We start from the raw sequence: 11,563 nt of genomic DNA on the forward strand, positions 1-11,563 counted from the left end.
TGGTAATCACCGGTTTTGCGTTAATTTCAGTGGTGGCGGGTTTAGATAGTGGCGTGAAACGCTTATCTGAAATCAATATGGGGCTTGCTGCTTTATTGTTGTTATTCATTGTGATCGCAGGACCAACTCTCGCCATTTTGACTGGGTTCTTTGACAATATCTTTGCCTATATCACGACATTACCTGAGCTTTCAATGCCGTTTGCGCGAGAAGATGTCAATTACTCACAAGGTTGGACTGCCTTTTATTGGGCATGGTGGATCTCTTGGTCTCCTTTTGTTGGGATGTTTATTGCCCGAGTTTCTCGTGGACGAACCGTGCGTGAGTTTATTGTCTGTGTACTCTTAATTCCGTCGACCGTTTGTGTTTTCTGGATGACCGCGTTTGGTGGCACCGCGATTAGCCAATACGTCAATGATGGTTATCAAGCCGTTATTGGGGCCGATTTACCGGTGAAATTGTTTGCTATGTTAGATGCGATGCCGTTGGCTAGTATAACCTCTGTTGTGGGGATTATCTTAGTGGTGGTGTTTTTTGTAACCTCCTCTGATTCTGGTTCTTTAGTTATCGATACGATTGCTGCAGGTGGTAAAGTGGACGCACCGACACCGCAACGTATTTTCTGGTGTACGTTTGAGGGGTTAGTGGCGATTTCTCTGATGTTAGGTGGCGGTCTTGCCGCAGCACAAGCGATGGCGGTGACTACTGGCCTTCCGTTTACTATCGTACTGTTAGTGGCTGCCGTCTCCTTAATTAAAGGGCTGATGAGCGAGCCAAGAAAAGCTAAGTAACCAAGTAGCAACGGTATAAAATGCCATTAAAAAAGCCCTAACGGTGGTTAGGGCTTTTTATTGGCTGATGATAATGGGTAAAAGTTAGGTTCGTTAGCGAATCAACAATAACGGAACGCTAGACTCAACAATAATTTTTGTGGTGTTGCTACCGACAAAAAACTGACGGAGCTTGGAATGTCCGTAAGCGCCCATAACGATTAAGCCTAGTGCATTGCTCTCTTGATAATTTAAAATGGCACGATGAACTTCACCCGTTAAGCTGGCTTCAACCACCTCAATGCCATTTTCTCTCAGTTTTTGCGCTGCTTTAGTAAAAGCTTCCGCTTTATCATTAGCATCTTCCACCATAACGAGGTGGCACGTCATCCCTTTCAAAAGTGGAGTATTGATGGCTTTTTCAACTAATTTGTGGCTAATTTCACTGCCATCAAAAGCTAATAGATAACTTTCTGGTGGCGTAAAGTCGCCCGTTGCCACAAGAATATGGCTTTTAATGGTACGAACGACACTCTCTAACTGAGAGCCCACCGCTTTGGTGTTACTTTGGTTCATTTCACCTGATTTACCGACCACAAGAACACGAATGTTTTGTTCCATATCAAGCAGTGTTTCTAGTAAGTCACCATGTTTTTGCAACTTAGTTAGATTAGCAAAACCAGACTCTAATGCTTTTGCTTCCAACTCATTGAGCAGTGCCTTTCCGTGCCTTAATGCGACTTTGGCTCGTTTTTCATCTAACTCAATCAATTCTTGTAGTAGATGTTCACGGCTGCCCAGCCCGATATTTCCTGAAAGCTCTGGCTCGGTTTCTCGCTCTGATTTATCAAGCACATGCAAAAGTGTTAATGGTGCAGACAGAGTTTGCGCAGTCCAAATGCTTAAGTCCGCTACTGATTGTGAGTAGCTAGAACCATCGATACAGGCAATAATATTTGTCATGACTTGCTCCTTAATGTCCGCCCATAAGTTTTTCTACTTCTTCAGGCTTATCGTGTATCCCAAATTTATCCACAATGGTGGCGGTTGCTTCATTCATCCCCACCAGATTCACTTCAGTTCCCTCACGGCGAAATTTTATCACCACTTTATCTAATGAGGATACAGCGGTGATATCCCAAAAATGTGCCGCAGAAAGGTCGATAGTGACACGCTCAAGGACTTCTTTGAAGTCGAACGATTTAATAAATTGATCGGACGAGGCAAAAAAGACTTGCCCAACAACATGATAAGTACGTTCGGTATCATTTTGAGTCAGATTACTTTTCACCACCATAAAGCGGCCAATTTTATTGGCAAAGAATAGTGAGGCAAGCAATACACCGATCCCCACTCCAATCGCGAGGTTATGGGTAAACACCACCACAACCACAGTGGTAATCATGACGATATTGGTTGAAATCGGATGGGATTTAAGATCTCGAATCGAGCCCCAAGCAAATGTACCGATGGAAACCATGATCATCACCGCAACTAACGCAGCCATTGGGATGAGTTTTAACCAGTCACTTAAAAACACCACCATGATCAACAAAAAGAGCCCAGCGCAGAAAGTGGATAAGCGTCCTCGTCCACCTGATTTCACGTTAATGATTGATTGACCAATCATTGCACAGCCCGCCATGCCACCGATAAAGCCGGTAGCTATGTTAGCTAGGCCTTGGCCTTTACATTCGCGGTTTTTATCACTATGGGTATCCGTGAGGTCATCGACAATGGTCGCGGTCATCATGGATTCGAGTAAACCAACCACGGCAAGTCCCGCCGAATAAGGCAGAATAATGAATAAGGTTTCAAGGTTGAACGGCACGTCAGGCCATAAAAAGATAGGGAGTGTATCCGGTAAGTCGCCCATATCGCCGACAGTGCGAATGTCGATACCAAAGCTGATGGCGATCAGAGTCAGTGTGATGATGCAAACGAGTGGTGAAGGCAACATCTTACCAATCATCGGGAGATAAGGGAAAAGATAGATAATAGCTAACCCCCCCAGCGTCATGGCATAGACATGCCAGGTGACATGAGTTAACTCAGGTAACTGAGCCATAAAAATTAAAATCGCCAGTGCATTGACAAAGCCGGTCACCACTGAACGCGATACAAAACGCATCAAGTTACCTAATTTTAAGTAACCTGCCGCAATTTGAAAAATACCGGTCAATACTGTGGCGGCTAATAGATATTGTAAGCCATGCTCTTTAACCAAAGTGACCATTAATAATGCCATGGCCCCCGTTGCTGCGGAGATCATCCCCGGGCGGCCACCGACAAAGGCGATAATCACCGCAATACTAAAAGAAGCGTATAGACCCACTTTCGGATCAACGCCGGCAATAATAGAAAAAGCGATCGCTTCAGGAATCAGTGCTAACGCAACCACAAGACCAGCTAAAACATCCCCTCGCACATTGGAAAACCAATCGCGCTTAATATTTTGTAACATGTTTGTTCTCTATAAAAATGAAATAAAAAGGTGTGAAGTGAGAGGTGAAGGTCGCGCTAGGGCGGCGTAAGTGGCATGCACGGTATCTCCTGACTGATATTGGGGGCGAGATCTTAGCCATTCAGACCCTAAAGGTCAATCAAGCATTTCTCCAAGTCAGGTGAATGAATTGATGTCGAGCTGGAGTTAATCATTCACTCAGCTATACCCTTCCTACTTCAATCTGCAGGAGTGTTGGCTACGTTCTTTGTCCCCAATCACATCGTCTGTCTATGCTCATGGGGATGATGAGAGCCATCTGTGGCTCTCATCAAAGGCCAGCCTACGGCTGTTCAAATTTGTTTCAGACAAATTTGTCACCCACTTGCCGCTTACCTGCAACGCCAAGTGGTTTGGGTATATTTTGATATGGTGAATTAACGTTTGCATATGCGATGTTCAGTGAACAAAACAATCGTCTTTTAATTTGTTGATTATAGTGATTATTTGACCAACTTTACCTAATCTATCATTATCTGATGGTTAATCGTCGGTTGCGCGCTTTTTGATAAATTAAGCTGGAACCCTAAGTACAGGTACTTAAAAAATGAAACCTGATTCCATCCATAATGAGAGACCAAGTATGAATGATCTACCAAATGATAGCGACTTTTCCTGCAAGCAATGTATGGAAGGGCGTGATCTTAGCTTCGATTTTACCATGGCCTTTCAACCCATCATTCAATGTTCATCTAAGCAGGTATTCGGCTACGAGGCTTTGGTCAGAGGGTTACAAAATGAATCTGCATTGTCTGTTATTTCACAGGTAACGGAGGATAATCGGTATCGCTTTGACCAACTGTGTCGGATAAAAGCGATCGCTTTAGCCTCAAAGCTGAATATTACCTCGATGGTCAGTATTAATTTTTTACCTAATGCGGTTTATCGCCCAGAACGTTGTATAAGAACAACGCTAGAGGCGGCGAATCAATATAATTTCCCGTTGCGGCAAATCATGTTTGAGTTTACAGAAGGTGAACAAGTTCAGGATCACCAGCACATACAACATATTATCCAATATTATAGAAATTTAGGCTTCAAAACGGCAATTGATGACTTTGGCGCGGGATATTCTGGATTAAACCGGCTCGCTGATTTTCAGACCGATATTGCTAAATTAGACATGAGTTTGATTCGTAATATTGATAAAGATGCTGTTCGACAAGTGATCGTTAAACATTGCGTTAGCATGCTTCGTCAACTGAACATATCGCCATTAGCCGAAGGAATTGAAACCCGAGAAGAAATGCAATTCTTACGCGATATCGGTGTTGACCTCATGCAGGGGTACTATTTTGCTAAGCCAGGTTTTGAATCATTACCAGAGGTTGATTTTAGCCTGCTATAACAATTTGTCCGTTATAACAATCTGTCCGTTATAACAATTCGCCCGTTATAACAATTAGCCAGCTTTAGCAACCAGCAAAGCTGATGCTAACAGGTGACAAGGGGACTTGCTATCTTATTGCTCATTAATGTTGCAGCAATATTGGCTGTACTGGTGGATGTTAATCGTGTAATCATATTTTTATTGATAGGGCTTTACTCTTATGTCACCGTTATTTGTGCGTTGCGGGATAAACTCCCGCTCGCGCGGGAGTCATGATACAAGTAGGATTTTATGCTTAGCGATGTGAATCGATAAATATAGCTCAATACTTTTTGGCTAATAACTCAGCAATTTCTTGATCTTTTTTATGTCGAACATCCAGCCCTTTGACGAAATAAATGGTATATTCGCAGATATTACGAGCATGATCGCCGATACGTTCTACCGCACGACCAATCCAAGTAATTTCTAAGATAGTCTGGTAATGTGTTCCCTGAACCAGCATATCTTTACCATTTTGCCGTAAAATTTCCCCATAGCTGTTGTCGATGTGATTGTCCAATATTGCAGCTTGTACTGCTTCTTCCGCATCCATATTATGAAAGGCATCCATCGATTTTTGTAGCATATCTATTACGTGCGCATTGATCTGCTCAAACGCATCTTCTTGCATTTCAATGCCATCAAAGTAATTTTTTTTACCCGGATGATGTTCTTTTAAACGTAATACCGCATGAGCAATGCGTTTAGATTGATCGCCGATGCGTTCAAGATCCATGATTGCTTTCATAATTGAAAACACGGCACGTAAATCCCGAGCTGCTGGTTGCCGTTTGACTAAAATATCGATACATTGTTGGTCAATCGCCAGTTCAAGTAAGTTGATATTATGATCGTTTTCAATGACTTGCTTTGCAAGGGCGGCATCACCGGTCATAAATGCACTTAAAGCATGGCGAACTTGGGTAATCACCAAATCGCCCATATTAACAACCCCATCAACAATAGAACGCAGTTCACTGTTGTAGCTGTGTGAGGTGTGCCCATCGATACGATGAGTTGGCATAAATTTCTCCTAAAATCGTCAATTAACCGAAGCGACCGGTAATATAATCTTCTGTGCGACTATCACGTGGGTTGGTGAAAAGTTCGCGGGTGTCATTGAGTTCTACCAGGTTACCCATATGGAAAAATGCGGTTTTATCTGAAACTCGTGCAGCTTGCTGCATATTGTGCGTGACCATGGCAATGGTATAGCTACCTTTGAGTTCATCAATTAAGTCTTCAATAATCGAGGTCGCGATGGGATCCAATGCGGAGCAAGGCTCATCCATCAGAATGACTTCTGGATTGACGGCGATGGCTCGTGCAATACACAAACGCTGCTGTTGTCCGCCAGATAATCCGGTACCCGGCGCGGATAAACGGTTTTTTACTTCGTTCCACAACCCTGCGCGACGCAAACTGTTTTCAACAATTTCATCCAAATCGTTTTTATTATCCACCAGACCATGTAATCGTGGGCCATAGGCGATATTTTCATAAATTGATTTAGGAAACGGGTTAGGTTTTTGAAATACCATTCCGACTTGAGCTCGTAGCTGAACGACATCTAAGCTTGGATGATAAATATCTTGTCCATCAAGCGTGACAGCGCCTTCCACACGTGCGGTATCAATGGTGTCATTCATTCGATTTAAGCAACGCAAAAAGGTGGATTTACCACAGCCAGAGGGGCCGATAAAAGCGACCACTTCATTTTCAACGATGTCCATATTGATGCCATGCAAAGCTTCGATTTCACCATAAAACACTTTGACATCACGAGCTGCCATTTTGGGTTTTTTGACCACATTGACTTTAGATGGATGACGAACTACTTTGGGGTCAACCATGGACTGTTTTTTCATTACTGCTTCACTTATCATATTGATTACCATCGTGTTTCAAAGCGTCGACGTAACCAAATTGCCAACGCATTTAGGCTGATCATCAGTGCCAACAAGACAATGATGGCGGCGGAGGTTCTTGCTTCAAAAAAGTTACGTAATTCATTGCCTTGCCAGAGGAAAATTTGTACGGGTAAGGCGGTCGATTGATCCATCGGTGTTCCCGGTATACTGGCAACAAAGGAATTCATACCGATGAGAAGGAGAGGGGCGGTTTCTCCTAATGCTTGAGCGATACCTAAAATAGCCCCCGTTAATATACCGGGTAGGGCAAGAGGCAATACGTGGTGGAACACGGCTTGTGTTTTAGATGCCCCAATACCTAATGCCGCTTGACGAATTGACGGGGGAATCGCTTTGAGCGTAGAGCGAGTGGCAATAATGACCGTAGGTAAGGTCATTAGTGTTAACACCAGCCCACCAACCAACGGGGCAGATAACGGCAGTTTAAACCACAAAATAAACACCGAAGCGCCAAGTAAACCAAACACAATTGAAGGGACGGCGGCGAGGTTATTGATATTGACTTCAATGAGGTCGGTGAGTTTATTTTTAGGCGCAAATTCTTCAAGATAAATGGCAGATGCAACGCCAATCGGCACCGCTAGCACCATGACAATTAGCATCATAAAGACAGAGCCCATAAAGGCACCTGCAAGCCCCGCAGAGGCGAGAGAACTGCGTGAGTCGACATTCATGAACAGGGCTGTGCTGAATTTATTTTCAATCACACCACGCTCAGCCAGCTCATCGGCCCAAGCACGGGTTCTTGAGCTAAGTTGCTGACGAGAGTCCGGTAAATTGCGGTCGATATTTCCTTTTAACCAGACATCGACATTGGCGTCAGCGAGAAGATTAAGGCGTACCGTTTGACCGATCAGGCTTGGATCATTGGTGACCATATCGCGTAGCGCAAAACGTTCACCGCTAGTGATTAAACGCAGAGCATCACGCTGATAACGGGTCGCTTCCGGAATTTCGCTGGCTAAACTGTTGATAATAATACGGTTGAAATTGACCATGGCAAGACTTGTTTGCCAAGCTAACATACGTTGCTGAAATTCAGCTACCGACTCTTCATTGTGTTGAACTGGTTTAGGGTCTATACGGATAACCTCAGGGTCAAAGTAGACCTCTAAGCTGATAGTGGCCTGCCAAAAAGCCGGTACGCCTTTGGAAAGAATAGAGACAAATAAGATCAACACGAAACTGAGTGCTAAACCTACCGCGCCGATACCAAACATTTTAAAGCGACGTTCACTCGCGTGACGCTTCTTAAGTGATTGCGCTATCCGATGTTTGGTTTGCTCCCGTTGACGTGTGGTATCTGCAGGAGTTGTGGTTAAATTTTGCATGATACTGTCCATGACATTACTCATATTGTTCTCGATATTTACGTACAATCATCAAGGCAATGACGTTAAGGAATAGGGTTATCACAAACAGAGTTAACCCTAATGCAAAGGCGACTAATGATTGAGGGCTGGCAAAGTCTGTGTCACCGGTTAATTGATTGACGATAGTGACCGTCATGGTGGAGACCGCTTCAAAAGGATTTCCGGTGAGGACCGGACTATTGCCTGCGGCTAAAACCACAATCATGGTTTCACCAATGGCTCGACTGGCAGCAAGTAAAACTGCGCCAGTTATTCCAGGCAATGCTGCAGGTAAGACAACTTTTCGGATGGTTTCTGATTTAGTTGCGCCCAAGCCGAGCGAACCATCACGCAGCGCTTTAGGCACTTGAGTTAAAATATCATCTGATAATGATGAGATAAATGGGATGACCATTAACCCCATGACTATCCCTGCCGTGAGTGCAGAAGTGGCACGAATATCAATATGGAGAAGATGACCTAATTCGGTTAAAAATGGGCCGACGGTGATTAAGGCAAAAAAGCCGTATACGATGGTTGGGATGCCCGCTAAAATCTCAATGATTGGTTTTGCAATCGAACGGACTCGATTTGGCGCGTATTCAGCTAAATAGATCGCACACATCAACCCGATAGGGATTGCGACCGCAAGTGCGATACAAGCGATCAGGAAGGTGCCAGCCAGTAGAGGCAGCATGCCAAAACCCGTCTGTCCGCTAGCCCCGACGGTTGAGAAGCGCGGGTTCCAGGTCGTACCGAAGAAAAAATCCATCGGATTAACAAAACTAAAGAAGCGGAAGGCTTCACCCACCATAGAAAGAACAATGCCGATGGTGGTTAAGATAGCGACAGCAGAGCAAAGAATCAGTAAGATGTGCAATGCGTTTTCAACCTGATTGCGAGCGCGTAAATCGGCTCGAATCCGGCGAGTACTAAAGACTAATCCTGTTGCGGCCAGTGTTGCCATTAAACCACTGAGTAATACATGGCTGCGGAACTGGAGGTGTTGCAGGTAGTCAGCCGCCGCAATTTCATAACGGGCAAAATCATCGGCGACCGCAAAACCGCTCACGAGATTATTCAGTCGGTTCATTAACACTCGTGCATGATCAGCTGTGGTGGGTTGAAACTCTGCAGGTAGATGATCGAGAACAAAATATTGGATCAGGCTCGGCGAAAAAATTGACCAAAGCACAAATACGATAAACGCAGGCACAATTGCCCACAAGAGAGTGAGCATACCGTGGTAAACCGGCCGGGAGTGTAGACGTTGTACTTGTCCCGTATTGGTCGATGCCACTTTTTTACTGCGGGTTAGCCCAAGCTGATATGCTAAAGCCATCACCGCGAGTAGTACAACCATTAGCATCATATTACTCATTACTGTCCTTACCTTATTAAAACAGCAACAAGAGGCTGAACCTTCAACCTCTTGCCACTTTATTGGGTATTAAAGTGTTTTACGGTTACGAATATTGTTTGCAACTTGAGCGCGTTCTTTATCATCCATTGGAATCAATCCAGCGGCTTCTAATGGGCTACCCAGGCCACCCATTTGCTCGCTGACAAAAAATTGTGCGTATTCAAGTAACCCTGGGACAACCCCAACGTGGGCATTTTTAATGTAGAAGAACAGTGGCCGAGAAACTGGGTACTCACCCGTTCCAATGGTTTCTAAGCTTGGCGTGACACCATTAACGGTAGCCACTTTGAGGCGGTCACGGTTTTGGTCATAAAAACTCAACCCAAAGACGCCAAGAGCATTACGTTGTGCATCTAAACGAGCCAAGGTTTCTGTGTAGTCACCAGCAACTTCGACTACGCGTCCATCGGTGCGGATTGCATTACAGAAGTTTGTTTTGGCTTTTTTATCCAGAGCTTGCACTTCTGCAAAAGTTTCACAACCAGGATGAACCACTTTTTCTTCGTATACTTCACGAGTGCCGTGATTAGAACCAGGAATGACAAGTAAAATTTCTTGATCAGGCAGTGACGAATCAATTTGTTTCCAATTGGTGTATGGGTTGGCGACCATTTTGCCATTTTGAGGGATTTGAGCCGCACCTGCTTTAAACACATGTTCAGGTTTGAGAGCAAAGCTGCCGCTGTCTGTGCGAGAGGCAAAAACGATACCATCGTAGCCCACTTTGACTTCAATTACTTCGGTGACACCGTTAGCACGGCAGCTTTCTAGTTCACTGCTTTTAATTGCACGAGAGGCGTTAGCGATATCGATGGTGTTGACCCCGACACCTTGGCAAAATTGACGTAAACCACCACTTGAGCCACCCGAGCCGACTACCGGTGTATTAAACTGGGCGAATGTTTGACCAAATTCTTCTGCGACAATCGATGAAAACGGTAACACAGTGGAAGAGCCAGCAATTTGGATAGTTTCACGGGCCATTGCAGGTGCTGAGATAGCCGTGGCGATGGTTGAGGCAAGCAATAGCGCGTTGCGTCCAAACTTCATAATATTTCCCTCGTTAATTTCAGATCGTAAACCGCTGTGGCTGATTCGCCTTCCGTAAGCGGCTTTGTTTGGTTTAACTGAGTTGAATTTTGGGCGGCTTGTGTGACAGTAAAATGGATTTTATATGACAATCATGTGACAGAGCGGAAAATAAAAAAGGGAATGAAAGAAACAGAACCGGAGCAAGGAACCTTATTATAGCGCTATGACTTTATCATGACAGTATCATCCTGATATCTCTTACACCGTTGTCTTTCTTAGGATGAAATTTTTATGACAATCGTCGAGCTTGTCTTGACGTGTGACGTTTCAACTGTAATATATGCGTATATTCATATAAGGTAATAACTATGCTTCCTCATCAATTTTTTAAATTACTGGCTGATGAAACCCGAGTGCGCTGTTTATTGATGATCGCCCGTGAACAACCGCTTTGTGTTGCTGAGCTGACCGAGGCTTTACAAGAGAGTCAGCCAAAGATTTCGCGCCATTTGGCTTTATTGCGTTCAAGTGGTGTGGTGGTGGATGTACGCCAAGGGCAGTGGGTTTTTTATCGTTTATCTGAACATCTGCCAGGTTGGATGAGAAAACAGATCCAAGGGTTGGTGGATTCCAACTGCTTAAAAGAAGAATACCAGCAAGACATGGTTCGCTTAGCGGCGATGAAGTTACGCCCACAGTGCTGTGTCTAACCATACGCTTTTAAAAAGGAAAGATTATGTCGATTAAAGTAGGAATCAATGGTTTTGGCCGTATCGGTCGGTTAGCTTTACGTGCAGCGTATGATTGGCCGGACATGGAATTTGTGCAGATCAATGACGTCGCGGGTGATGCTGTTACGTTGGCGCATTTACTTGAGTTTGATTCGGTACAGGGGCGTTGGCATCATGACGTTCGAGCAGAGGGTAAGACTCTGATCATCGATGGCAAATTGATTCACACCACGCAACAACAAGCGATTGATGCAGTGGATTGGTCTGGGTGCGATGTGGTGATTGAGGCCACGGGAGTGCATCGTAAAAGTGAATATTTAAATCAATATCTTGCACAGGGAGTGAAGCGGGTTGTTGTGTCTGCACCCGTTAAAGAAGCGGGCATTGCCAATATTGTGGTAGGCGTCAATGACCAAAGCTTTAACCCCGAAGAACATCGCATCGTGACG

General features: G+C 44.5%; 11 protein-coding genes. 4 read left to right on the forward strand and 7 right to left on the reverse strand.

Features of this window, described 5'->3' with window-relative positions; all coding sequences use genetic code 11:
- Positions 1-791 (forward strand): BCCT family transporter (locus B7C60_RS19505; RefSeq protein WP_245869500.1); only part of this gene is annotated, 791 nt, incomplete at its 5' end.
- 93 nt (positions 792-884) lie between these two features.
- Here the strand turns inward: B7C60_RS19505 and B7C60_RS14415 are convergent.
- Entirely contained in the window at positions 885-1,733 is an 849-nt protein-coding gene (locus B7C60_RS14415; RefSeq protein WP_099612260.1) for a universal stress protein, read from the reverse strand.
- Positions 1,734-1,743: 10 nt separating this feature from the next.
- A complete protein-coding gene (locus B7C60_RS14420; protein ID WP_099612261.1) occupies positions 1,744-3,234 on the reverse strand; it encodes a SulP family inorganic anion transporter in 1,491 nt (496 codons plus the stop codon).
- A gap of 622 nt (positions 3,235-3,856) precedes the next feature.
- Between B7C60_RS14420 and B7C60_RS14425 the strand changes: the two genes are divergently transcribed.
- Positions 3,857-4,621 carry an EAL domain-containing protein gene (locus B7C60_RS14425; protein ID WP_099612262.1) on the forward strand — a complete coding sequence of 255 codons (765 nt, stop codon included), beginning with the start codon at positions 3,857-3,859 and terminating at the stop codon, positions 4,619-4,621.
- A 304-nt stretch (positions 4,622-4,925) separates the two neighbouring features.
- Here B7C60_RS14425 and phoU read toward each other — a convergent pair whose 3' ends face one another.
- The 5 genes from phoU to B7C60_RS14450 form a co-directional block, all read right to left on the reverse strand.
- The gene (phoU, locus tag B7C60_RS14430; protein WP_099612263.1) at positions 4,926-5,669 is read right to left on the reverse strand and encodes a phosphate signaling complex protein PhoU; all 744 of its coding nucleotides are present in this window, start codon (positions 5,667-5,669) and stop codon (positions 4,926-4,928) included.
- A 22-nt stretch (positions 5,670-5,691) separates the two neighbouring features.
- The gene (gene pstB / locus B7C60_RS14435) at positions 5,692-6,498 is read right to left on the reverse strand and encodes a phosphate ABC transporter ATP-binding protein PstB (RefSeq protein ID WP_216639339.1); all 807 of its coding nucleotides are present in this window, start codon (positions 6,496-6,498) and stop codon (positions 5,692-5,694) included.
- A gap of 38 nt (positions 6,499-6,536) precedes the next feature.
- Positions 6,537-7,931 carry a phosphate ABC transporter permease PstA gene (gene pstA / locus B7C60_RS14440; RefSeq protein ID WP_237665767.1) on the reverse strand — a complete coding sequence of 465 codons (1,395 nt, stop codon included), beginning with the start codon at positions 7,929-7,931 and terminating at the stop codon, positions 6,537-6,539.
- The gene (gene pstC, locus B7C60_RS14445; protein ID WP_099612264.1) at positions 7,924-9,309 is read right to left on the reverse strand and encodes a phosphate ABC transporter permease subunit PstC; all 1,386 of its coding nucleotides are present in this window, start codon (positions 9,307-9,309) and stop codon (positions 7,924-7,926) included. Before pstC ends, pstA begins: the two co-directional genes overlap by 8 nt.
- A gap of 69 nt (positions 9,310-9,378) precedes the next feature.
- A complete protein-coding gene (locus tag B7C60_RS14450) occupies positions 9,379-10,401 on the reverse strand; it encodes a substrate-binding domain-containing protein (RefSeq protein ID WP_099612265.1) in 1,023 nt (340 codons plus the stop codon).
- A 350-nt stretch (positions 10,402-10,751) separates the two neighbouring features.
- Between B7C60_RS14450 and B7C60_RS14455 the strand changes: the two genes are divergently transcribed.
- Entirely contained in the window at positions 10,752-11,093 is a 342-nt protein-coding gene (locus B7C60_RS14455) for a metalloregulator ArsR/SmtB family transcription factor (protein ID WP_099612266.1), read from the forward strand.
- A gap of 26 nt (positions 11,094-11,119) precedes the next feature.
- Positions 11,120-11,563 (forward strand): glyceraldehyde 3-phosphate dehydrogenase NAD-binding domain-containing protein (locus B7C60_RS19510; protein WP_281251719.1); only part of this gene is annotated, 444 nt, incomplete at its 3' end.

The organism is Vibrio fujianensis, from assembly GCF_002749895.1.
Lineage (GTDB): Bacteria > Pseudomonadota > Gammaproteobacteria > Enterobacterales > Vibrionaceae > Vibrio > Vibrio fujianensis.

Bases quoted from the DNA above. Each gene is read 5' to 3' on its own strand.
- B7C60_RS14415 (WP_099612260.1), bottom strand. From the start codon at position 1,733: ATGACAAATATTATTGCCTGTATCGATGGTTCTAGCTACTCACAATCA.
- B7C60_RS14420 (WP_099612261.1), bottom strand. From the start codon at position 3,234: ATGTTACAAAATATTAAGCGCGATTGGTTTTCCAATGTGCGAGGGGAT.
- B7C60_RS14425 (WP_099612262.1), top strand. From the start codon at position 3,857: ATGAATGATCTACCAAATGATAGCGACTTTTCCTGCAAGCAATGTATG.
- phoU (WP_099612263.1), bottom strand. From the start codon at position 5,669: ATGCCAACTCATCGTATCGATGGGCACACCTCACACAGCTACAACAGT.
- pstB (WP_216639339.1), bottom strand. From the start codon at position 6,498: ATGGTTGACCCCAAAGTAGTTCGTCATCCATCTAAAGTCAATGTGGTC.
- pstA (WP_237665767.1), bottom strand. From the start codon at position 7,931: ATGAGTAATGTCATGGACAGTATCATGCAAAATTTAACCACAACTCCT.
- pstC (WP_099612264.1), bottom strand. From the start codon at position 9,309: ATGAGTAATATGATGCTAATGGTTGTACTACTCGCGGTGATGGCTTTA.
- B7C60_RS14450 (WP_099612265.1), bottom strand. From the start codon at position 10,401: ATGAAGTTTGGACGCAACGCGCTATTGCTTGCCTCAACCATCGCCACG.
- B7C60_RS14455 (WP_099612266.1), top strand. From the start codon at position 10,752: ATGCTTCCTCATCAATTTTTTAAATTACTGGCTGATGAAACCCGAGTG.